The sequence below is a fragment of the Candidatus Glomeribacter gigasporarum BEG34 genome (assembly GCF_000227585.1).
GTDB classification, from domain to species: domain Bacteria; phylum Pseudomonadota; class Gammaproteobacteria; order Burkholderiales; family Burkholderiaceae; genus Glomeribacter; species Glomeribacter gigasporarum_B.
The window spans coordinates 79435-102174 of record NZ_CAFB01000037.1 but is presented as its reverse complement, the minus strand read 5'-3'; the positions used below and the strand labels follow the sequence as shown (position 1 = coordinate 102174).

Genomic DNA, 22740 nt, shown 5'->3' with positions numbered 1-22740 from the left:
CGATGAAATTTTTTGCCATATTCCTGACTGCATGCGCTTTAAGCGTGTTTGCATTTGCCGCGCCTGATGCCGCTCCGGACCCAGACAGCGAGCGCATCGCTGCGCAGGGCAAGCCTCTAAAAAATGCTCCAGCGCATTTTTCAGCGAGATTGCCCAAGGAGCGAGCGCGAAGACAGTATGAGCAATACGGCGAGCGCGAAGCGACACAGGGCAAGCCGTTGAAAAGTACGCTAGCGGTTGAGCGAGGCTGGGCGCGCTGGTTACCCAGCGAACGGCCCGCCGCTGCTTATATGATTCTGGAAAACCGCGGCGCGCAATCGGTCGATCTGATCTCTGCCAGCAGTCCGGATTATGCGCATGTGAGCGTGCATCAATCGGTGGTGCAGGACGGGAAAAGCAAAATGGTGAGGGTCAGGCGTCTGACTGTTCCAGCGCACGGAGAAGTCGGACTGATGCCCGGCGGCTATCATCTGATGCTTGAACAGGCCAGGCGCAAGATTGCACCCGGCAATACAATCAAAATTGAACTGCATTTTTCAGACAGCACAACCTTGGAGACTGAGTTACCGGTTCGCCCGCCCGCTTCAAATTAGAGCATTTTTCACACTTTACGCCCATTTCCAGCCAAAGCGATTAAAAAAGCGAAAGGCGGACGCGATGAAATATCCGATATGACGTCTGCCTTTTCTGGCCGCGCCGCCGCCGAAATGGCAAATGCGCACCGCAGGCACATAAGCAATGCCCGCAATCGCGCGGGTGCGCAGGCTTAAATCATAATCTTCAAAATACAGGAAATAGCGCGGATCAAAACCGCTCAGTTTTTTGAGCGCATCGGTTCGGAACATCATGAAACAGCCGCTGACTATCGGCGGCGAAAACCAGGATGCCGACGCTCCAGACTGCGGTAGCGTCCGATGGGCGTCGGTCAAATCGCGCAGTTCATAACGCGCGAGCCGGCGCGCAAAGCGTGCGCGCATCCAGGCAAGCGCAAAGCCGCGCAGCCATAAATCGAAAAGCGTTGGATAACGTCGGCACAGATATTGTGTTGCGCCGCCCTGATTGGAGGCATGCGGCGCAATCAGCGCAATATCAGGATGCGCGTCAAAAAAACGCAGCGCCTGAACCAGCGCGTCCGCCGCCAGTTCAACATCTGGATTTAAAATCAGGTGATATTGACTACGCGCGCGCTCAATCGCCAAATTATGCGCGCGACCATAGCCGATATTGCCGTGGCCTTGAATAACCTCACACTGAATCTCCGTCCCTTTGCATGCGTCACTCCAGTGTTCTGACAAAGGCATATTTTCATTATTGACGAGCCACACGCATACGGGCAGCGCGCCGTACCGCACACGCAGGCGGCCTATCGCGGCGCGCACACTGTCCAGCGTGCGCATCAGCAACGCAACGTCCGGCTTAAACAGAACGATGGAGATCGATAAGGCAATGCGGTTGGATTCAGGGCGCATGCGCCTCTCACATGCGGCGATGCTTTAATCCGCCGCAAGACATAACTGAAGCGCTGCACGCCAACCGGGCGGATGCAAACCGAATGTGTGCGCCAGTTTATCGGTGCACAGGCGGGAATGGGCGGGACGTTTCGCGGGTCGCGGATACTGTTCTGTGTTAATCGGGACCAATCGGGGCGTTCGAGCGGGCGGCGCGCATTCAAAAATGGCGCGCGCAAAGCCGTACCACGATGTTGCGCCTGCGGCGCTCAAATGATAAATCCCCGAACGGCGCATCCACCAGCCTTCATCGCTGCGGCTCGCTGCAACGCCCTGCGCAACAATCTGCGCGGTCAATGCAGCAATGGTCACGGCCCAGGTCGGCGCGCCAATTTGATCATCGACAATGTGCAGTTCGGAGCGTTCAGCGGCCAGACGGCGCATCGTCAACAGAAAATTCTTTCCGCGCCGTCCGTACACCCAACTGGTGCGCAGAATCAAATGCGCGCCGCAGGCTTCGGCAATCGCGCGCTCTCCCATCCATTTACTCCGCCCGTAGACGCTTCGCGGGTTTGGCGCATCGTCTTCCATATAAGCGCCCTCTTTCGCGCCGTCGAACACATAATCGGTCGAATAATGAATCAGGACGGCATTCAGCCGCTTCGCTTCTTCAGCGAGCGCGGCGGGCGCTTCCGCGTTGATCTGCATCGCCTGCGCAACTTCTTCTTCCGCTTGATCAACGGCGGTATACGCAGCCGGATTGACGATGACCGCCGGTTTCAATTCGCGCGCTACGCGGCGAATTTGGCTTACATCAGATAAATCCAATGCATTCCGGTCAAGCGCAATAACGCGCCCTAAACCCTGCAATGTGCGCATCAGTTCAAAGCCGACTTGACCGTTGGGGCCTGTCAACAAGATCGTTTGTGCAGAAGTCATGGACAGGCCTCCGCGTCGGCCAGCCGTTTCCCGGCTGCATCCTTGTCGGCGAGCAACGGCGCGCCAATGAGCGGCCATTCAATGCCGATTTCCGGGTCATTCCACAGAATACTGCGCTCGTATTCGGGAAACCAATAATCGGTCGTTTTGTATAGAAATTCAGCGCAATCCGAAATCACCACGAAGCCGTGCGCAAACCCCGGCGGAATCCACAATTGACGGCGATTTTCAGCGGATAAAGTCACGCCCGCCCATTGACCAAAACGTCTTGATGCGCGGCGCAGATCGACCGCGACATCAAAGACTTCGCCCTGAATCACGCGCACCAGTTTGCCCTGCGGATGCCGAATTTGATAATGCAGGCCGCGCAACACGTGTTTCAGGGAACGCGAGTGATTGTCCTGGACAAAATCAACGCCGGCGCACACTTGCGCAGCAAATGCCCGTGCATTGAAGCTCTCAAAAAAGAATCCGCGCGCATCGCCAAACATTTCGGGTTCGATGATTTTGACTTCGGGAAGACGGGTTAGAGTGAGTTTGAATGTCATGCAGTCGGTTCTGCCAGAATTCTGCGTAGATATTTTCCATAACCGTTTTTAGCAATCGGCGCGGCGAGCGTCTGAAGCTGTTCAGCGTCGATCCAGCCATTGCGGTAGGCGATTTCCTCAGGGCACGCGACCATCAACCCCTGCCGCTTTTGCAGCGTTTCGATAAACGCCGACGCCTCGATCAGCGATTCATGCGTGCCCGTATCCAGCCACGCATAACCGCGCCCCATCCTCTCAACGCTCAGCGCGCCGCTGCGCAGATAATGCGCATTGATATCGCTGATTTCGAGTTCGCCGCGCGCGGATGGCTTGATCTGCGCTGCAATATCACAGACTTGCTGGTCATAAAAATACAGGCCGGTGACCGCATAGTGCGAACGCGGCGCTGCGGGTTTTTCCTCAATCGAGAGCGCGCGGCACTGTGCATCGAACTCGACCACGCCGTAACGTTCAGGGTCATGCACGTGATACGCAAACACTGTTGCGCCCGTTTCACGGGCCGCAACGCTTTTTAATTGCTTGACCAAATCATGGCCATAAAAAATATTGTCGCCCAGAATCAGTGCGCTCAGATCATGGCCGATAAATGACCGGCCAATCACAAACGCCTGAGCCAAGCCGTCCGGATGGGGCTGCACAGCGTATTGCAGATTCAGCCCCCATTGGCTGCCGTCGTCCAAGAGCGCCTGATAGCGCGGCGTATCGATGGGCGTGGAAATGATCAAAATATCCTGAATCCCCGCAGTCATCAAGGTGGACAATGGGTAGTAGATCATCGGTTTATCGTAGACGGGCAGCAACTGTTTCGATATCGCCTGTGTAATCGGGTACAGGCGCGTGCCCAAACCGCCCGCCAGAATGATGCCTTTGCGCGCCATTTCATTCTCCTTTAGAGCATTTTTAGCGGCTTGCCCTGTGTCGCTTCGCGCTCGCGCCAGTGGCAATCTCACTGAAAAATGCTCCAGACGCTAGGCGCTGTGTGTAATTGAATTCCACCCAGTTGCGGTAATCGCCCGAAATGATGCGGTTCACCCAATCTGGATGGTCCAGATACCAGCGCACGGTTTTTTCCAATCCCGTCTCAAATGTTTCCGCCGGACGCCAGCCGAGTTCGTGTTCAATTTTTGACGCATTGATCGCATAGCGGCGATCATGCCCTGGGCGGTCTGCGACAAAAGTGATTTGATCTGCATAATGTCCGCGCGGCTTGGGTTTGATCCGATTCAGAGCCGTGCAGAGTGTCTGCACGACATCGAGATTGGTTTTCTCATTGCATCCGCCGATGTTGTACGTTTCGCCCGGACGACCGCGCGCGAGCACGGCGCGCAGAGCGGCGCAATGGTCGCCGACATAGAGCCAGTCACGGATGTGCAGGCCATCGCCGTAGACGGGCAGCGGTTTTCCAGCCAGCGCGCGGGTCAGCATCAGCGGGATCATTTTTTCTGGAAATTGATACGAGCCGTAGTTGTTTGAGCAATGGATTGTAAGTGCGGGCAATCCATAGGTATGGCGATAGGCGCGCACACAATGGTCGGACGCCGCCTTGGACGCCGAATAAGGACTGTTCGGCGCGTAGGCCGTGTTTTCCGTAAACGGCGGCGCATCCGGCGCCAGCGCGCCGTACACTTCATCGGTCGAAATATGCACAAAGCGGAATTGGGCTTTGTTCTCGCCCGTTAATTGATTCCAATACGCGCGCGCGACTTCGAGCAGCGTAAAAGTGCCGACGACATTGGTCTGAACAAAATCCGCCGGCCTGTGAATTGAGCGATCCACATGCGTTTCCGCTGCGAAGTGAAGCACGGCGCGCGGGCGATGCTGGGCGAATAAGCGGTTCAGCGTTTCACGATCATTGATATCGGCGTGCACAAACACATGCCGTGGATCATTGTGCAATGAACGCAGCGTGTCGAGATTGCCCGCATAGCTTAGCTTGTCGACATTCAATACCGGCTCAGAACAGCCCGCGAGCCAGTCGAGTACAAAATTGGCGCCGATAAAGCCCGCGCCGCCGGTAATCAGCAGCATAATGGCGACTTGAATACTCAAAAAAAGAAAAAATTATAGCGATCTATAGCCAAGCGCATTTAATTTGAGACAATTATCCTTTCCCCCTCTTGCATTCGGCGACATACAAGGCTGCCGTGACGCTTTTCACCGTTTACTTGCGAAAGCAGCGCCATCGCTCAATACACCGCTCTGGTTCACGGGCGATTTAATCAACCGCGGGCCGGATTCTCTGGGCGCACTGCGTGATGTGATTGCATTGGGGCCGCGCGCCGTTACAGTGCTGGGTAATCATGAACTGCACTTGCTTGCGATTGCAGCGGGGGCCGAGCATCCGCGCAGCGGCGATACGCTCGATGACATTCTCCATGCAGCGGACGCCGCCGCTTTGATCGACTGGCTGCGGCATCGTCCGCTCGCGCATTATGAAAACGGCCTTCTGATGGTGCACGCCGGCGTGTTGCCGCAATGGGATGTGCAGAAAACACTGGCGTGTGCGCATGAACTGGAAGATGCGCTGCGCGCGCCGAACTGGAAAACGCGCATTGCGCAATTGCGCGGATCAGAACCCGCATACTGGGATGAGACGCTTAAAGGTGAAGAACGGCTGCGCGTGATTGCAAACGCACTCACGCGAATCCGCTTTTGCAATGCCGATGGAAAGATGGACTTCAGCGCCAAAGGCCCGCCGGATACGGCGCTGCCCGGCACATTGCCGTGGTTTGACATTCCCGGTCGACGCACGTCTGACGTGACGGTTGTCTTCGGCCACTGGGCCGCGCTTGGCTTGATGATGCGCAATCACTTATGCGCACTGGACAGCGGCTGCGTTTGGGGGCGTCAACTGAGCGCCGCGCTGCTCACCGCTGATCCACATCAGCGCACGGTGACACAAGTCGACGCTCATCCCTCTGATTTGAACACGATACGGCCCGAAATAATCACGCTGCGCACGCGCGCGGACGCCTCATAGCCCAAGAACGGCGTATTCCGGCTCTGGCCTTTGAGCGCTTCTGGCGTCACCCTCCAGCGCGCGTGCGGGTCGAACAGCGTCAAATCCGCCGCCTGCCCGATTTCAATCCGGCCAATCTTCAATCCCAGTACATCCGCGGGCGCGCAAGTGACTTTTGCGAGCGCTTGAACCAGCGGAATATGTTCTTCTTCCGCCCATTTCACTGTCATTGATAACAACAGTTCAAGTCCGACCGCGCCTGGCGCCGCTTCGCCGAACGGCTGCTTTTTCGCGTCATCATGAACAGGCGTATGCGCCGAGCAAATCGCGTCAATCGTTCCGTCGGCCAGCGCCGCGCGGATCGAGGCGCGGTCGCGCGCGCCGCGCAGCGGCGGATCGAGGCGGAGAAGCGGATTAAAGGCGCCGATGTCGGTATCGACGAAATGCAGATGATTCAGCGTGACATCGCAACTGAGCGGCAGTCCTTCCCGTTTAGCCGACCGCACCCGTTCAAGCCCCGCCGCCGAAGACAAATGCGATAGATGCACGCGCGCGCCTGTTGCACGCATCAACTCGAAAATCGTATCCAGCGCTATCGTCTCGGCGATCTCCGGCACATCGGGCAGACCCAGTCTGGATGCGTATTCACCGCTCGCGGCCACGCCATGACGCGAGAGCGCCGCGTCCTGCGGACGCAGCCAGATGGCGAGGTCGAAGGTCGACGCATATTGCAGCGCGCGCCATAACACTTGCGTATCCGCCAGCGGCGCATCGGCATTTGAAAAACCGACGCAGCCCGCATCCGCCAGTTCGGATAGATTGGCGAGCGTGTGGCCGTTTAACTGAGAGGTCAGCGCGCCCAGCAGATAGATGTGCATCCGCCAAAAAGCGCCCGCGCGCGTCCTCAGCATTTCAACCCGCGCGGGATCGTCGAGCGGCGGATCGGTATCCGGCGGGCAGACAAGATGCGTGACGCCGCCGGCCAGCGCGGCGGCGAGTTCGGATTCAACACTGGAAAAACGCGCCCGTCCCGCCGCGCCAAACCGCGCGCACAGATCCACCAGTCCCGGTATCACGACAAGGCCGCGCGCATCCAGCGTCTGAAGTTTGGAATGCGCGTGAAAGTCCGGCGGCGGCGCGCCGATTCCGGCAATTTGGCCTTCTGAAATAAAAAGATCCGCCTGGGTATCCGTGCCGGTCGCCGGATCGATCAAACAACCGCCGAAGAGATGGAGATTCATCGATGTTGCAATGCCTGATAACGCCGCATGATCCACAGCTCCGGATCCGGCTGCCCTCTGACTGAAAGTTTTTTGCCTAAGCCGTCCGCCCAGCGGCGTAACCATGAAGGTCCAAACTTCCCGATATAACCATCCGGCGACGCATAGGCGGCATCGCGCAAGGCTTCATCGAGCGAGACGAATCGATAACCCCGCTGCGCCATACGGGTCAGCAGCGCATCCATGCGCTCCGCATTCAGGCGATTCGCGTGAAATAACGCAATTTGAGCAATCTGCCGCTTAAACAATTCTTGACTCATGGTTTCAAATGTATTCAATGCACGATCCAGATGAGCTGCATACGCGGCTTGCACACGTTTAGCCATCGCGTCGTCTCCACGACGTTGAGCGTCTTGGTACACGGCCGCGAAGACAAAGTCGTCCTGTTCAACGGTGACGGGTGCAACGGTATAACCGTGTCGCTTTAGAAAAGTCTCAAACGCCGCCTTGACTTCCTTGGACGATCCGGTTTGCGTATAGGGATGACGGTAATAACGCGGCGCTTGTCCTCTTGCTCGCAATAATCTGCGCGTCACCGCTTCTCCTTTGAGCACCGCGGCTTCATAAGCAGCGAGCGGGGTATTCTGTAAGCCCAAATGGCCGAGGTTATGATTGCCTAATTCCATGCCGGCATCCAGCCACGCCTCAAGTATGCCGATGCGCGCATTGACTTCACTCTGCTTAATGTACAACTTGTCTTCGTTTACAAAACCGATCGCCTTGACCCGATGCTTTTGCAAAGTTTTTAATAAAGCCCGCGTTTTTTTCTGGATATCCGTGATCGATAGCCCTTCATTGACAAAAGGCAAATCATCAAAGGTGATGGCAATCTGGCGCACCGGCACAGGCTTCTGTGCGAGCGCAGGGATTGGCATTGCACTGGCAATCAGGAAGGCAATCCATGCAATACACCATGAAAATGTGCAACGCGCATGACAAGGATGTTTCGTGAACAGTGGAGCTTGCGTACAGACTGACTTTGCCATGCTTTTCCTTGTTTAATCATCGTGACTGGCTGCTACCAGACTCATCACCGCCATTCGCACTGCAATACCAAAGCGCACTTGCGACAGAATCACGGATTGCGCGCCGTCGGCGACGCTCGATTCAATTTCGACGCCGCGATTGACCGGCCCCGGATGCATCACGATGGCATCCGGGGCAGCGCGCGCCAGACGCTCCGGCGTGAGTCCCCAGTTCCTGAAATATTCCCGCGCATCGGGCAGGAATGGGCCGTTCATCCGCTCGCGCTGGATACGCAACATGATAATCACGTCCGCGCCCTGCACGCCTTCATCGATGGAATCGAAGACGCGCACGCCGAACCGTTCGAGTCCGGCGGGGCGCAGGGTGCGCGGGCATACCGCGCGCACTTCGGGAACGCCCAGCGTGGTCAGCGCGTGAATGTCTGAACGCGCCACGCGTGAATGCAGAAGATCGCCGACCAGCGCAACGGTGAGCCGCGTGAAATCGCGCTTGTAATAGCGGATCGTATACATATCGAGCAGCCCTTGCGTCGGATGTGCATGCCAGCCGTCGCCCGCATTGATGATATGCAGATGCGGCGCGCAATGTTGCGCAATCAGGAAAGGCGCGCCGCTTCTCGGATGCCGGACGACGCACACATCCGCCCGCATCGCGCTCAGGGTATGAATCGTATCGAGCAGCGATTCGCCTTTCTGCGTTGAAGACGCCGGAATATCCAGATTCAGCACATCGGCAGATAAATATTTGGCGGCCATTTCAAACGTCGAGCGGGTGCGCGTTGAGTGCTCAAAGAAGAGATTGAAGACGGATTTGCCGCGCAGTAACGGACTTTTTTTGATCCCGCCGCCGCGAGCGTCGATCAACTGCCGCGCGGTATCCAGAATATGCGTGATGGACTCACGCGGCAGCCCTTCAAGGGTCAGCAAATGCTTCAGTTCACCGTGCGCGTTCAATTGCAGAGGGTTCACGGGCATATTCGTCGAAGAATTGTTGCAGGATAATGCGGGCCGCAATGGCGTCGAGCGGCGCAGCATCGCGCTGCGCTGCGGCAGATACGGATGAATACCGTTCGTCCACCCATAACACGGGCAGGCCGAAACGGCCTTTTAATTGACGCCCGAAACGCAGCGCTTGTTGAGTCATCACGTGCGGCGCGCCGTCGGGATGCGTCGGCAAGCCGACGACCAATGCCTGCGGCTGCCATTCTGTGAGCAGCGCGCCAAGCGCTGCGAAACGGCATGCCCGATTGCGGTTCTCAATCACAGCCAGCGCCTGAGCATGCCGGGTCAACAGATTACCAACTGCGACGCCGATCCGCTTTTCACCGTAATCGAACGCCAGAAGCGTTGATTCCACCGCCCGACGCAGCATGATGCCCGCGCAGTAAGATTGTGAACAGGCTCTCAGGCATGTCCGGCTTCTCTGGACAGCATCAGCGGCGTGATGCCAAGCAGCGACAAAGCTGCCGTGAAACGCTGCTCCGGCGGCACATCGAAAATAATTTTCGGATCCGCCTCAACGTTGAGCCAGCCGTTATGCGATATTTCTTCTTCAAGCTGGCCCGCTTCCCAGGCGGCATGACCTAGCGTAAGCAGAAACTTCTCCGGACCCTTGCCGCGCGCAACCGCTTCCAGCACATCTTTGGACGTGGTCATCGACAAACCGCCCGGAACAGACATTAAATACGTATATTGAGCATTGGTGGATTCATGTAATACGAATCCGCGCTCTGTTTGCACCGGCCCGCCAAAGTAGACGGGCATTTTCTGCAGCGGCTGGATTTCCAGTTTTAGATCAATACGCCTAAAGAGCGAGCCCAGATTAATATCTGTTGGCCGGTTAATCACCAGGCCAAGCGCGCCGCGCTCGCTATGGTCGCACAGATAAACCACCGTGCCGGAAAAAGCCGCATCGTCCATGCCCGGCATGGCGATCAGAAACTGATTGGTCAGATTGATCGAATCAATGTGCTTAGCCATCGGAACTCACATAGTGGTCAGAAATAACTGAAGAATCTCTAGATTTGCACCATCTCAAAATCTTCCTTACTCGCACCGCATTCCGGACATACCCAATCATCAGGCAAGTCTTCCCAACGGGTGCCCGGCGCGATGCCTTCTTCAGTACATCCTTTTTCCTCATCGTAACACCAGCCGCAAATCAAGCATATCCAAGTTTTGTACGGATACTCCATTCTGCTTACACCTGATCGTATCGCCTTCATTTTTTGCTCATTGCTGAATTTTCTTGCTTATTTGACCATCTTATAAAGGAACCACATTGAACAATGCGCTAATACAATATCTCGGCCTCCTGAACAGACCGGGCAGACTTTAATATCCGCAGCAGTTCATCACATGGAATCACGCGCCAGGACGCGCCAAGCAGGAAGGTTGCGCGCGCGGTTTTGCCGCGAAGATGCACTTGCACCGGCAAACCCGTTGGGCGTTCGGCGCCAGGCGCTTCCTCCGTCCGGTATGGACTCAGCCATTCGCGCAGTTGAACGGTATCCGCGGGCGCGGGTTGGTCGAACGTGATTCTCAGCGCGCGCGCAAAGCGGCTGCGCGCGGTTTTGAGGTCCATCACGGACTCTGCGATGATGCGAATGCCACCGCTAAACGCATCATGACGCGCGCTGCCGGCCACAATCAAGAGTGCGTCTTCGGTCAGCAGATTGCGGTGCGCTGCGGCGAGTTCATCAAACAATGTGATTTCACACTGACCCGCGCCATCGTCGAGCATTACAATCCACATTTTGCCGCGCTGGGTTGTCGCCGCGCGCAGGCTGCGGATGATGCCAGCGGCACGCGTACCCGCCCCTTCTGTCAACTGATTCAGCGCGTTCGGCACAAAGCGGCGCGCTTCATTCTTGTAGAGATCAAACGGATGCCCCGACAGATAAAAGCCAAGCGCCGCTTTTTCTTCCTGTAGCCTTTGTTTTTCCGGCCAGGCGGACACATCCGCCAGCGTGCACGCATGCTCAATGCCGCCGTGTCCTGCATCGTCAAATAGTCCGCCCTGCGACGCATGCGCGCTTGTCTGTTCCGCTGTCTCCAGCGCGCGCGGCGCGGACGCCAGCAATTGCGCGCGGTTGGCGTGCAGCGCATCAAAGCTGCCTGCGCGAATCAATGCCTCAAGCGCGCGCCGGTTGACGATGCGCCGATCCACGCGCCGGCAGAAATCGAATATATCCTGAAATGGCTGATCCGCGCGCGCACGTACGATTTCATCGCTCGCGCTCTGTCCAGAGCCTTTGATCGCGCCAAGCCCGTAGAGGATCTTTTCTTTAAGCGGTAAAAAGCGCGTCCGAGATTGATTGATATCCGGCGGCAACACCATTATCCTGTTCGCCGCGCAATCCTCAACCAGAATCTTGACCCGGTCGGTATTGTCCATCGACAAGCTCAAGTTGGCGGCCATAAATTCAACCGGATAATGCGCCTTGAGCCAGGCGGTGTAATACGCGAGCAGCGCATAGGCGGCGGCGTGCGATTTGTTGAAACCGTAGCCGGCGAATTTCTCCATCAAATTGAAAATTTCATCCGCCTTGGCGCGAGAAAGGCCATTCTCCGCGGCGCCGTCACGAAACAGCGCGCGGTGCTGTGCCATTTCTTCGGGCTTTTTCTTGCCCATCGCGCGGCGCAGAAGATCAGCGCCGCCCAGCGTATAACCGCCGATGATCTGCGCCATCTGCATCACCTGCTCCTGATACACCATGATGCCGTAAGTTTCGGACAGGATACTTTCGACGCGCGGATCAGGATAATCGATTTTTTCGTCCCCATGCTTGCGCGCGCAAAAGCTCGGAATCAGCTCCATCGGCCCCGGACGATAGAGGGAAACCAGCGCGATAATGTCTTCAAAGTGGTCGGGCCGCGCGTCTTTCAAGAGCGCCTGCATGCCGCGGCCTTCAAACTGGAACACCGCAATGGTATTGGCTTGTTGCAGCACTTCAAATGCCGAGGCATCGTCAAGCGGCGTTTCTTTTAAAGACCAGCGGGCCCGTTCCGGGATGCTGCGGCGAATATCGCGCTCGACCCAATCTAAAATCGTGAGCGTTGTCAAACCGAGCAAGTCGAACTTCACCAGGCCAATCGCTTCGACATCGTCCTTGTCGTACTGGCTGACGGTGCCGATCTCGCCATTCGCATTTTTCTGGCCGCTCTGCGCGTAAAGCGGACAAAAATCGGTTAGTTTGCCCGGCGCAATGAGCACTCCGCCCGCGTGCATGCCGACGTTGCGCGTCAACCCTTCAACGCGCTGCGCAAGCGTGAGTAACTGCTGCACTTCCTCTTCATTCTTACAGCGTTCGGCGAGCTGCGGTTCTTCCTTCAGCGCATCAGCAATGGTGATGGCGCGGCCGGGTCTGAACGGAATCAGTTTGGCGATGCCGTCGGTAAATGTATAGCCGAGATCAAGCACGCGGCCAATATCGCGCACCGCCGCCCTGGCGGCCATCGTGCCGAAGGCGACGATTTGCGAGACGGCGTCGTGACCGTATTTGCCGCGCACGTACTGAATCACGCGGTCGCGTCCGTGCGGGCAGAAGTCGATGTCGAAATCGGGCATCGAAACCCGTTCGGGATTCAAAAAGCGCTCGAACAGCAGGTTGTAGCGCAGTGGGTCCAGATCGGTGATGCCAAGCGCGAATGCAACGAGCGAACCCGCGCCCGAACCGCGCCCAGGCCCGACGGGAATATCGCTGTTTTTCGCCCAGTTGATGAAGTCGGCCACAATTAAGAAGTAGCCGGCAAAACCCATCTCGATAATCGTGTCGCACTCGAATGCAAGGCGCTGCGCGTAGACGGGCCGCTGACGCCCGCGTTCGTCCGCGTCAGCAAATAACTGTTCAAGCCGCGCTTCCAAGCCCTGCCCGGCCAACTGACGCAAATACGCATCCAGAGACAAAGCCTCTGGCGTTGGAAACAGCGGCAGCTTGGCTTTGCCAAGTTCGAGCGTGAGCGTGCAGCGCTTGGCAATCTCGACGCTATTGGCAAGCGCTGAAGGCAGATCGGCGAAGAGCGCGCACATTTCCGCCTGCGTGCGGAAGTATTGCGCGCGCGAAAAGCGCGGGCGGCGCTGCGCGTACGCAAGGCGTTCGCCGTGCGCAATGCAGACGCGCGCTTCGTGCGCGGCCGCGTCGTCCGGCGTCATAAACTGCACCGGCTGCGCGGCGACGAGCGGAATCTGAAGCTGCACGGCCAAATGGACGGCGTGCTGGATATAGATCGCTTCTTCGGGCTGGTCGGCGCGCTGCACCTCGATATAGAAACAGTCCGGGAACAGGCGCGCCCAGCGCTGCGCGCATTGCCGCGCCGCCTCCATATTGCCCGCGGCAATGGCGAGTCCGATATCGCCCTGCTGCGCGCCCGATAACGCAATCAGCCCTTCAGCAAGGCCGCTTTCCAGCCATTCAAATGCAATTTCGGCGCGGCCTTGATAGACATTTGTCAGCCAGGCGCGGCTCAGCAGTTCGCATAAATTCAGATAGCCGCGCGCATTGCGCACGAGGAGCAACAGACGCGAGGGTTGATCGCGCTCGCCCGGATTCGTAATCCAGACATCGCATCCGGCGATGGGCTTCACGCCCTGCCGGAGCGCGTACTGATAGAACTTGACCCAGCCGAAGACATTGCCCAGATCGGTCAGCGCCAGCGCGCCCTGCCCGTCGCGCGCCGCCGCGCGCACCGCGTCTTCCAGACGCACAATGCCGTCGGTGATTGAATATTCGGAATGCAGGCGCAGATGAATGAAGCGGGGTTCGGGCATCGTTCCCGTTAATACCAGTGCAGCGCTTTAGCGAATAAGCCAAACTTGCCGGTGAAAAAAGCGAGATCGATGCCGACGACCCACAAAACGATTTTGTTAACCGCTACTGCGATCTCAGTTCTAACTTGAGCGATTTCCGTCTTAACTTCGGCCTTAAAGTCAGCAATTTCAGCCCGAATTTCGGCCAGACTGGCACGCAATTGCTCGTTTGTAACCCATTGTGTCGTCTGAGAGGATTCCAATGCGCGCGTCAGGTCTTTGACCTGCTCTACGGAAAACCGGCCAGATTGCTCCAGCGTCGTCATGAATTGATAAGCGTTGAATAGGGTCGTATTTGAAATAGCTGTTCGATCTCAGCGCTACCCATCTGGCCGAAATCTTCCGGCACAAGGATTTCACCTTCCATAAAGCCCAGCCTTTGAATGGCTTGAGGAGCATCCAAAGGGACGACCTTCACCAGTGGTTTGCCCGCTTTGGCAATGATAAATGGCTCACCCTGAGCGGCTTGATTGACCAGCCGCGATAATTTGGTTTTTGCTTCGTGGATGTTAACGGCACGCATGATTCCTCCAATAAACTAAACCGCATTAGTTTAGTTTATTTTTGCACTTTGAGCATTTTTCAGTGAGAGTGCAAATGCTCTAAAAGGCTAACCCGCAACCGTCATTTTCTCAATCAGCACCGAACCCGTTTCTTTGGCGCTGTTCGCATACACATCCGCGCCAACAGCAACGATGTCTTTAAACATCTGTTTCAGATTGCCGGCAACGGTGATGCCTTCAACCGGATACTGAATTTCGCCGCGCTCAACCCAGAAGCCGACCGCGCCGCGCGAATAGTCGCCAGTCACATAATTCACGCCTTGCCCCATCACTTCGGTCAGCAACAGGCCGGTATCCAGCTTTTTCAGCATCGCGCGCAGATCGTCTTTGTCCCGCGTATGCGCGCTGCGCAGCGCCAACTGATGCGCGCCGCCCGCATTACCCGTTGTTTGCATACCGAGTTTGCGCGCGGAATAGGTGGATAAAAAGTAACCCTGCACGATGCCGTCCCGCACCACATCACGCGCGCGCGTGCGCACACCCTCCTGGTCGAAGGGCGCGGCGCCCATTGCACGCGGCTGGTGCGGCGCTTCGTGGATTTGAATATGCGGCGCAAAAATGCGCTCTCCCAGACGATCGACCAAGAACGAAGCGCGACGGTAGAGCGCGACGCCGCTGACGGCGCGCACAAATGCGCCGAGCAGGCCGGCGGCAAGCGGCGCTTCAAACAGAACCGGACAGGCGCGCGCGCTCAATGCGCGTGGCTGCAGGCGCGCCAGTGCGCGCTCGGCGGCGTAGCGGCCAACCGCTTCGGGCATGGCGAGCTCGGTCGCGTTGCGTTTCGACGATGACCAGCCATCGCGCTGCATATGCTGGCCGTGCTGCGCAATCGGAGCGCATGAAATGCTATGGCGCGAATATGGATAACCGGCCAGAAAACCGTGACTGGTCGCGAGTACAAACTGGCCGTGCTGTGCGCAGACGGTTGCGCCTTCCGAATTGCGAATCCGCGCGCCTGCATCGAACGCGGCCTGTTCGGCGCGGCGCGCCAATTCAGCCGCCGCTTCTGTATCGATACGCCAGGGATGAAACAGGTCGAGCGCGGGCGGCGCGCCTTCCAGACAATGCGCGTCCGCCAGTCCGGCGCAGGCATCTTCAGCCGCATGCCGCGCGAAATCGATGGCGGCGGCAACGGTGCTCTGGATCGAGTCCGGCGATAAATCATTGGTACTCGCATCGCCGCGCCGCGTGCCTATCCATATCGTGACGCCAGCCGCCTGGTCACGATGGCGCTCTATCGTTTCCAGCGCGCCGCGCCGCACCGTCACTGAAAATCCGCTGCCTTCGGAGATTTCAACGGCGGCGGAAGAAGCCCCCCCTTGTGCAGCGCAGCGAAGAATGCCGGCGGCGATTTCTTTGAGTTGGTCTTGTGTATGCGGGAAAAGAGGCGCGGCTGAAGTCATGTTTCAAAAGCGGAATCCAGACGGATAAAGTGCTCTCGATAATACTTCAGCTCAGCAATCGATTCCTGAATATCCGCCTGCGCCGTATGCAGGCCGTGTTTGTGAAACCCCCGGTAAAGCGCGGGCCGCCAGCGGCGGCACAGTTCCTTTAGAGTGCTGACATCTAGATTGCGGTAATGGAAGAAGGCTTCAAAATCCGGCATCCAGCGCGCCATGAAGCGGCGGTCCTGGCAAACTGAGTTGCCACAGAGCGGCGACTTTCCGGGCGGTACATAGCGATTCAGAAAGGCGAGCAGTTGTTCGGCGGCGTCCTGTTCATTCAGCGCGGAAGCGCGCACCCGTTCGATCAATCCCGAACGGCCATGCATTTTCTGATTCCACGAATCCATGCCTTCAAGCACTTCATCGCTTTGATGGAGCGCCAGCGCCGGCCCTTCAATCGCGATGTCAAGACTGGAATCCGTCACAACAACGGCAATTTCAAGAATGCGATCCGCTTCAGGCCGCAGACCGCTCATTTCCATGTCCAGCCAGACAAGATTGCATTCGTTCAGCGCAAGATCGGCCTCAACAGGCGCGACAGGCATGCAATCGGGCATCATCTCACCGCTTCGCAATGAGAGGCCCGGCCTGCAATATGGCATTTTCTGACCGGCTGGCCTGCGCTGTTCCATACCCGGACATCCCATTCGGATGGGCGGATCCGCTTCATGGTCATATAACCGAATCCATTCCACACATCAAAGTTTTGAATGCGCGCCCCCGCCATTGGCGTGATATCAGGCGCAAGCGTTGCGGGCACTGGCACGGTTTCCAGTTGAGTACCGGATATGCCTACTACAAACTGACTTGGATGCGCGGTAGAGAAACTGAGTTGTTCAAATAAATGAATGTGTCCGGACAGGACCAGATCCACATTGGACGGCAAGAAGTTCGGATTCAGCGTTCTGAATACCGACTGAAGACCGGGATTCTCAGGAAGCGGATGCGCCAAGTCGTCCGGATTTGGATAATTCCCCACAAAACCCAGCAGCGGATGATGCAACACCACGATATTGCGCCGTGCGCGCTGCGCCAGCGTCTCCAATTGTGTATAGAGCGTGCGGTATTGACTCAAGCGGATATCGCCGGGCTTGATCTCTTTATTTGGCGCATTTGAGGTATCCAGGACAATCAGCTGAGTATCATCGCCGATGGGAATCGCATACGGATGACTGTAGTCGCCCTTTTGATCATTGGCCGGATCATTACAATCCCGGCCCGGCAATAGCGGCCGCGGATCGAGAAATCGCCACCAGCCTTGTCCGGCGCGGGAACAGCTTTCATGATTACCGCGCGCCATCACCCAAGGGGCCGCGCGCAGCAACGGAGCCGTCGGCCTGAAAAAGTCTTCGCGCCATGTATCGTAACCGTATCCCCACGGGCTGTTGACGCAGCCCGTGTTTCCATCCGGGCAGGGCGTCTCGCGATAATGGTAGTCGCCTACGTGAATGACCAAATCGGGTTTCCAGCGCGCGGCTAACTGCGCCACTTTGACAAAAGTAAATTGCTCAGAATCATTACATGCTTGAAATCCCGCCCCGCCCTTTTGTAAGCGGCAGCCGGTATCTCCAATGACCACAATGCGTCCAGGCGCTTCTTTTTTTAACGGCAAAGGACGGCCATCAATCGAGGCATGGCGTATTTTGGGCGGCAACTGCTTTTCACAAGTCAACACTGGAAAGGCAGCGGGCTTTGCTGAAACGGAGGCTGACAGCCGCGGCCGCGCTGGCATGACGCCCGCCGGCGCGCGCACTTCCATACGCTCAGAAACGCCGTCTAGCTCAATGAATGGGCACTGAAGCTCTTCCGTGAGCGCGCGCGCGGTTTGCGCTCCTTCTTCCCCAAGCACGACGAAGGCCGTGAACGGCCGCTGAGCGGATGGCGGCGTCAGACTTGAGCGGCTGCACGCGCTCAGCGAAATATAAATCACGCTGAACGCGGCAAACGACCATACACAACGGTTGATCTTGATCATCAGACTTGAGGCTGCAGTAGTGGGAGCACCCCTTCAGACTGGACCATACGCCTAAGAACCTGTTCACGATCTGTGACGAGCGCCTGGAAGCCTTGGAGGGCCCGCCGGAACGCTGCCCGAGAGGCCCGCGAAGCGGGATCGGTTTGTTGTAGCGGGCCACAAGCCGCGCGGCAACCCGGCGGGCAGTGCGCCGCTCCGGGGTCGCCCCCATCGCAAAGCGAGGCAGACCTGCTCCGCCCTGCGCGGCGCAGCGCAGGAACCGGAGCATATACGTAATATGTGAGGAGTCCTGCTACCTCCCGACGCAGGCTCACGGGCGCGCAGAAAGAATCATGAACAGGTTCTAAGGCGCACATGGTACAGCGAATGGGACTACCATTGGAATCCAACCCCTACTCCCCCGCCCCATTTTCCGCGATTATTGGTGGTTAAAGAAGCTTTGAGGACCCATCGGTTGTCTTTGGTTACCGTCGATGCGCCAATCGCGACTGCGCTGTGTCCTTGATAGACGCCACTGGCCGCCGCCATCATGCTTTTGCCGGCTTCCGTAGGCTGCGGCAGATTGGAAACAGCGATTGCGGCTGCGGCGCTGCTATCCGCATTCCGCTCGGAGGCTTCAAATTTCTGGTCCGCGTATTGCTGGGCTTGCGCCAATGTGCCGCGGCCCACTTGATCAGCATAATCCTTAGACAATTTTAAGCTGTCATCCACTCTTTGGTCAGTATATTCATTCGATTGCGCAACCGCTGTATTCACTGCACGATCAGCCGCTTCATCCGTATATCGATAAGCCTGTCCCAGGGTATTCTGACCCACTTGATTGGTATACGCATTTGCATCCGCCAAAGTTCGCGCGTCGCCTGCATCAGCATAATCTTTAGACAATTTTAAGCTGTCATCCACTCTTTGGTCAGTGTATCCGCTCGATTGCGCGACCGCTGTATTCACTGCACGATCAGCCGCTTCATCCGTATATCGATGAGCCTGTCCCAGGGTATTCTGACCCACTTGATTGGTATACGCATTTGCATCCGCCAAAGTTCGCGCGTCGCCTTTATCGGCATACCCGGTTGCCGCATCGAATACGTTCTGCCCCACTTGATTAGCATGCGCTTTTGCACCCGCTAGTGTCCGCGCGTCGCCTTCATCCGCATGCGCCTTTGCAGTCATTAACGTGTATATATCACCTTCATTGGCATGCGCTTTCGCCTCTTGCAGCGCCTGCGTACCCACTGCATAGGTATATGCATTTGCAACCTGTAATGATTGCTGGTTCACTTGATCGGCATGCTCAGTTGCATCCGCTAATACCGCCACGCCATTCGCTGTGGCATATTCGTTTGCANTCACCAGCGTTTGCGCGGCGCCCANATCAGCATGCCTGTTTGCNAACGCTAACGTTCGCGCGTCGCCTCGATTGGCAAGCGCGTTTGCGGTCGCCAACGTGTGCGCATCAAGTGCGACTGCAGCCGCTAACGTTTGCTGCCCCACTTGATTGGTATGCGCAGTTGCCGCATTGAATGCGTACCGATTCACGTGATTGGCATGCTCGATTGCTTCCTGACGCGCCTGGTTACTCACTGCATTGGCATGCCCAATTGCATCCTGGCGTACCTCGTTAAACTTTTGATCGGTATATCCGGATAAGTTCTGCTCTACTCGTTGAGTATATCTGGTTGCCTCATTGAATACGTGCTGACCCACTTGATCGGTATGCGCGTTTGCGGTCTCTAACGTCTCCATGTCACCTTCAAGAGCATATATTTTTGCGTCAAAACCGACTTGATTGGCATACGCAGTTGCAGCTTGCTGCACCCGATCACTCTTTTGATTGGTATATGCGTTTGCGTTCTGTAATGTGTGCGCGTCACCTTCAAGAGCATTCTTCTTTGCATCGCGCCCTACTGCATGAGCATGCGCGATTGCGTCCTGGCGCGCGTGCTGACTCACTCGATCAGCATGCGCGTCTGCAGCCTGGAGCGTCTGATTACTTTTTCGATTCGCGTATGCTTGCGCATCCTGGCGCGCCCGGTCACTCACTGCATCGGCGTCAGCTTTTGCATCCCGGCGCGTCTGGCGACCTACTTGATCGGCGTACGCTCCTACGTCATTTATGCTTTGGCCCAATTGCAGTATGCGCTGTGTAGCCTGTCGTATATTTTGATGGAGTAAATCCAAGTCTTCAACAGTCACCTCTTCATGTGCCCTTGCCTGTGTTCTACTGGGCATCAGCAGCCCGCCTAGAATGGCCGCGCAGGCAATAGGCAAGGTCAGACCTTTCATCTGAATAAATTCCATAGTATTTGCCCTCTCGTCTCAATTTTTGACTTTTTCCCGTAACTTGGAAAAAGAAGTAAGCGCAAAAATTCAATTCAGAATGCTTACTCAGTGCGATTAGGATGTTGCCTATTTCTGATTGAGAGAGATGTGAGGAAATGTATGGAAATGTAAATCGGACGGCGCGGGCGCGAAGCGACACAGGGCAAGCCGCTGAAAAAATGCTCTAGGAAACGTTAGACTTCTACGCGAAGCCTCTGAGCCAATGCAGATAATGGCTCATTTTGAGCGGCGGCGGGCAGGCAACGCTGCGAGAGCGCAAGCATCCCCATACTCAAAGGCAAGATCAAGATCATATCCAATGGGGATCCAATCCATTGCATTCCGCCGCCGTATGCGCCCGCATAAGAGAAGAGTAATAAAGAAGCGAGATAAGCAAAGAACCAGGATACGCCCCGTCCGCACGCAAACAGGCTTTTGCGCTGACAGATCAGATAGACCGCCAGCCCAATGCACACGGCGGCGAATAACTTCCACAGAATGATCAATCCGCACCAGTACAGCATCAGATTGCACACGTAAAAAGCGAGATGACAGAAGGCGCGACTTTTGGCAAGCTGAAACGGACGTTTGAGATGAGGTTCCAATGTGCGCAACGCGAGCAGACAAATTGGCCCGATTCCATAGGACAGAATGCTGGTGGACGATAAAAAAGCGACCATTTTCTGCCAGCCCGGAAAAGGCAGGAACGCGAACATTCCGACCAGAAGATTTGCGTACAAGGTCACATAAGGGATTTTATGGCGGTTCAGCTTGAGCAGAACGCCGGGCAAATGTTGGTTCAACGCCATGCCGTACAGAATGCGCGAGGTCGCTGCCGTATATACGAGTGTTGTGCCCAAAGGCGAAAAACACGCATCAAATAACAATAACGCGCCGACGGTTGTCAAACCCAGCAGCAAAGTCAGCCCCACCAGCGGGCCGCTATCGCCCGCGAAACTCAAGTGTTGCCAACCCTGCGCCAGACTGGAACGGGGCACTGCCGCAATAAACGCCAGTTGCAGCATGAAATACAACACAAAACCGATCGCGACCGCGCCCAGAATCGCAATCGGAATATTGCGCTGCGGATTTTTCACTTCACCCGCGAGCATCAGGCCATTCTGGAAACCGGTAAATGCAAATGCAACCCCGCCGACCGAGAGCGCCGAAAAAATCTGTTGCCAATCGGTTTGAGTGGATAAATGAATCTGAATATTGTCAAAAGAAGGGGAGGTATACAGCAGGCTGGCGACGGCCAGCGAAGGCACGCCAAATTTGATCAGGCTCGCGTATTTATTGCATTCGGCGAGGAGTTTGACGCCATAGGTGTTCAGTACTGCAACGAACAGCATGATCGCGATCGCAAGCGCATACCCTAAAACAGACAGGGTCACCATTCCCTCCGCATTTTTGACGATCAGCGCGGGAAAGAAAGTGCTGCCATATTGCAGAATCGCCTGAATTTCAATCGGCGTCATCACGACATACGACAGCCATGAGACCCACGCAAATAAAAACCCGACCTCATGCCCGTGGGTATAGGTCGGGTAATTCGACATGCCGCCCGATAGCGGCAGCATTGCGCCCAGTTCGCATAGCGGCAGTGCAATTAAAACCATAAAAACCGCTGCTATGACCCAACTGATTAACGCATTGCTGCCGGCGATCTGCGCGCTGACAAAAGGGCTGAACAGCCAGCCCGACCCAATCATCCCGCCAGCCGCGGCAATCAACACATTGGCGGTGGAGATTTCTCTTTTCAGTTTCTGGTCGGGCGGCATGGGATTTTATTGATTTAAAAATGGAGTATTTTGCATCCCTTACTCAAAGCTATGACAATTGTTCAATAATCCTGTCAAAAAGAGCGGGCGACTTTTGGCCGATGTTTTCTGCAAGCTGACCGTGTCTAGCGCTGACTGCGTCATGCAGCTCCCATTCTATTGTTCCCATAAAATCGTTTGTCACCTTATACATTTCCACCTGTGTATTTTCCTTCAGCCCGTTTTCCAAAAAATTTTCACTGATTTCGATCAACTTCATGCAAATATTGTAAAGCTTGCTGCTGCTATCCGCATCATTTTCAGTAATGTCTGACAGACGGGATTCAATGCGGCCTACAATCTCCTGACCTGCCTGATCATTTTCAAGTTCCAACAGCTCTTTCAGCAAGCCTGCGCTTTTTGTATCTGTCCACTGATTCAGTTCATTTAAAATTGTTTGTGTATTTTTGATCTGAGTACCCGCCTGTTGCCTCGCCAAATCGATTGAAGGAGGAGTATTAACAGCCAACATAATATATTTCCTTAAAATAATTTTTATTGAATAAGTTCAGCATTTCAAGGGGCGCAAAAACGCCCTCTGGCGCGTCAGGCGCCAGATTCATGAAACGCTGCGCAGGATTTTGCGCGCGCGATGAACATCAGAATAGAGAGGGTTTTTAGTGGCTGGAACCTGGAATTTGCATTAAGC

General features: G+C 56.1%; 22 protein-coding genes. 2 read left to right on the top strand and 20 right to left on the bottom strand.

Going from position 1 to position 22740, the window contains the following annotated elements:
* Positions 1 to 2: 2 nt before the first annotated feature.
* Positions 3 to 593 carry a copper chaperone PCu(A)C gene (locus tag CAGGBEG34_RS10565; RefSeq protein ID WP_102033259.1) on the top strand — a complete coding sequence of 197 codons (591 nt, stop codon included), beginning with the start codon at positions 3 to 5 and terminating at the stop codon, positions 591 to 593.
* 15 nt (positions 594 to 608) lie between these two features.
* Here CAGGBEG34_RS10565 and CAGGBEG34_RS02660 read toward each other — a convergent pair whose 3' ends face one another.
* The 5 genes from CAGGBEG34_RS02660 to rfbB are packed head-to-tail and all read right to left on the bottom strand — an operon-like array spanning position 609 to position 4963.
* The gene (locus CAGGBEG34_RS02660) at positions 609 to 1469 is read right to left on the bottom strand and encodes a glycosyltransferase family 2 protein (RefSeq protein WP_006682334.1); all 861 of its coding nucleotides are present in this window, start codon (positions 1467 to 1469) and stop codon (positions 609 to 611) included.
* A 24-nt stretch (positions 1470 to 1493) separates the two neighbouring features.
* Positions 1494 to 2387 carry a dTDP-4-dehydrorhamnose reductase gene (gene rfbD, locus CAGGBEG34_RS02655; protein WP_006682333.1) on the bottom strand — a complete coding sequence of 298 codons (894 nt, stop codon included), beginning with the start codon at positions 2385 to 2387 and terminating at the stop codon, positions 1494 to 1496.
* Positions 2384 to 2935, bottom strand: a complete 552-nt coding sequence (rfbC, locus tag CAGGBEG34_RS02650) for a dTDP-4-dehydrorhamnose 3,5-epimerase (protein ID WP_006682332.1) — start codon at positions 2933 to 2935, stop codon at positions 2384 to 2386. The genes rfbD and rfbC overlap by 4 nt, the downstream gene beginning before the upstream one ends.
* Entirely contained in the window at positions 2932 to 3813 is an 882-nt protein-coding gene (gene rfbA / locus CAGGBEG34_RS02645) for a glucose-1-phosphate thymidylyltransferase RfbA (RefSeq protein WP_006682331.1), read from the bottom strand. The genes rfbC and rfbA overlap by 4 nt, the downstream gene beginning before the upstream one ends.
* Positions 3814 to 3835: 22 nt before the next feature.
* Entirely contained in the window at positions 3836 to 4963 is a 1128-nt protein-coding gene (rfbB, locus tag CAGGBEG34_RS02640) for a dTDP-glucose 4,6-dehydratase (protein ID WP_006682330.1), read from the bottom strand.
* Between the two features lie 64 nt (positions 4964 to 5027).
* Here rfbB and CAGGBEG34_RS02635 point away from each other — a divergent pair, with 64 nt between their 5' ends.
* Positions 5028 to 5915, top strand: coding sequence for a symmetrical bis(5'-nucleosyl)-tetraphosphatase (locus CAGGBEG34_RS02635; protein WP_006682329.1), 888 nt, complete (start codon positions 5028 to 5030; stop codon positions 5913 to 5915).
* Here the strand turns inward: CAGGBEG34_RS02635 and CAGGBEG34_RS02630 are convergent.
* The 15 genes from CAGGBEG34_RS02630 to CAGGBEG34_RS02560 all read right to left on the bottom strand — a co-directional run bounded on the left by CAGGBEG34_RS02630 (position 5846) and on the right by CAGGBEG34_RS02560 (position 22563).
* Positions 5846 to 7135, bottom strand: coding sequence for a dihydroorotase (locus tag CAGGBEG34_RS02630; protein ID WP_006682328.1), 1290 nt, complete (start codon positions 7133 to 7135; stop codon positions 5846 to 5848). The genes CAGGBEG34_RS02635 and CAGGBEG34_RS02630 overlap by 70 nt on opposite strands.
* Entirely contained in the window at positions 7132 to 8160 is a 1029-nt protein-coding gene (locus CAGGBEG34_RS02625) for a polysaccharide deacetylase family protein (protein ID WP_081463721.1), read from the bottom strand. The genes CAGGBEG34_RS02630 and CAGGBEG34_RS02625 overlap by 4 nt, the downstream gene beginning before the upstream one ends.
* 12 nt (positions 8161 to 8172) lie before the next feature.
* Positions 8173 to 9213, bottom strand: a complete 1041-nt coding sequence (locus tag CAGGBEG34_RS02620) for an aspartate carbamoyltransferase catalytic subunit (RefSeq protein ID WP_006682326.1) — start codon at positions 9211 to 9213, stop codon at positions 8173 to 8175.
* Positions 9098 to 9532: a Holliday junction resolvase RuvX gene (ruvX, locus tag CAGGBEG34_RS02615; RefSeq protein WP_006682325.1), complete on the bottom strand. Its 435-nt coding sequence runs from the start codon at positions 9530 to 9532 to the stop codon at positions 9098 to 9100. Before ruvX ends, CAGGBEG34_RS02620 begins: the two co-directional genes overlap by 116 nt.
* Before the next feature lie 32 nt (positions 9533 to 9564).
* Complete coding sequence (locus CAGGBEG34_RS02610) at positions 9565 to 10140, bottom strand: YqgE/AlgH family protein (RefSeq protein WP_006682324.1); 576 nt, start codon at positions 10138 to 10140, stop codon at positions 9565 to 9567.
* 38 nt (positions 10141 to 10178) lie between these two features.
* Entirely contained in the window at positions 10179 to 10355 is a 177-nt protein-coding gene (locus CAGGBEG34_RS02605; protein WP_006682323.1) for a rubredoxin, read from the bottom strand.
* Between the two features lie 98 nt (positions 10356 to 10453).
* On the bottom strand, positions 10454 to 13930 hold the full coding sequence (gene dnaE, locus CAGGBEG34_RS02600; protein ID WP_006682322.1) for a DNA polymerase III subunit alpha: 3477 nt from the start codon (positions 13928 to 13930) through the stop codon (positions 10454 to 10456).
* An 8-nt stretch (positions 13931 to 13938) separates the two neighbouring features.
* On the bottom strand, positions 13939 to 14235 hold the full coding sequence (locus tag CAGGBEG34_RS02595) for a hypothetical protein (protein WP_006682321.1): 297 nt from the start codon (positions 14233 to 14235) through the stop codon (positions 13939 to 13941).
* Positions 14232 to 14492: a type II toxin-antitoxin system Phd/YefM family antitoxin gene (locus CAGGBEG34_RS02590; RefSeq protein ID WP_006682320.1), complete on the bottom strand. Its 261-nt coding sequence runs from the start codon at positions 14490 to 14492 to the stop codon at positions 14232 to 14234. Before CAGGBEG34_RS02590 ends, CAGGBEG34_RS02595 begins: the two co-directional genes overlap by 4 nt.
* Before the next feature lie 87 nt (positions 14493 to 14579).
* A complete protein-coding gene (pmbA, locus tag CAGGBEG34_RS02585; RefSeq protein ID WP_006682319.1) occupies positions 14580 to 15935 on the bottom strand; it encodes a metalloprotease PmbA in 1356 nt (451 codons plus the stop codon).
* Entirely contained in the window at positions 15932 to 16522 is a 591-nt protein-coding gene (orn, locus tag CAGGBEG34_RS02580; protein WP_102033266.1) for an oligoribonuclease, read from the bottom strand. The genes pmbA and orn overlap by 4 nt, the downstream gene beginning before the upstream one ends.
* Before the next feature lie 11 nt (positions 16523 to 16533).
* On the bottom strand, positions 16534 to 17952 hold the full coding sequence (locus CAGGBEG34_RS02575; RefSeq protein WP_006682317.1) for a metallophosphoesterase family protein: 1419 nt from the start codon (positions 17950 to 17952) through the stop codon (positions 16534 to 16536).
* Positions 17953 to 18324: 372 nt separating this feature from the next.
* On the bottom strand, positions 18325 to 19122 hold the full coding sequence (locus CAGGBEG34_RS12310) for a YadA C-terminal domain-containing protein (protein WP_478210141.1): 798 nt from the start codon (positions 19120 to 19122) through the stop codon (positions 18325 to 18327).
* A 1343-nt stretch (positions 19123 to 20465) separates the two neighbouring features.
* Positions 20466 to 22052 (bottom strand): APC family permease, encoded by a 1587-nt coding sequence (locus CAGGBEG34_RS02565; protein ID WP_006682315.1) that lies wholly within the window; start codon positions 22050 to 22052, stop codon positions 20466 to 20468.
* A 49-nt stretch (positions 22053 to 22101) separates the two neighbouring features.
* Complete coding sequence (locus CAGGBEG34_RS02560; protein WP_006682314.1) at positions 22102 to 22563, bottom strand: hypothetical protein; 462 nt, start codon at positions 22561 to 22563, stop codon at positions 22102 to 22104.
* Between the last annotated feature and the right edge of the window lie 177 nt (positions 22564 to 22740).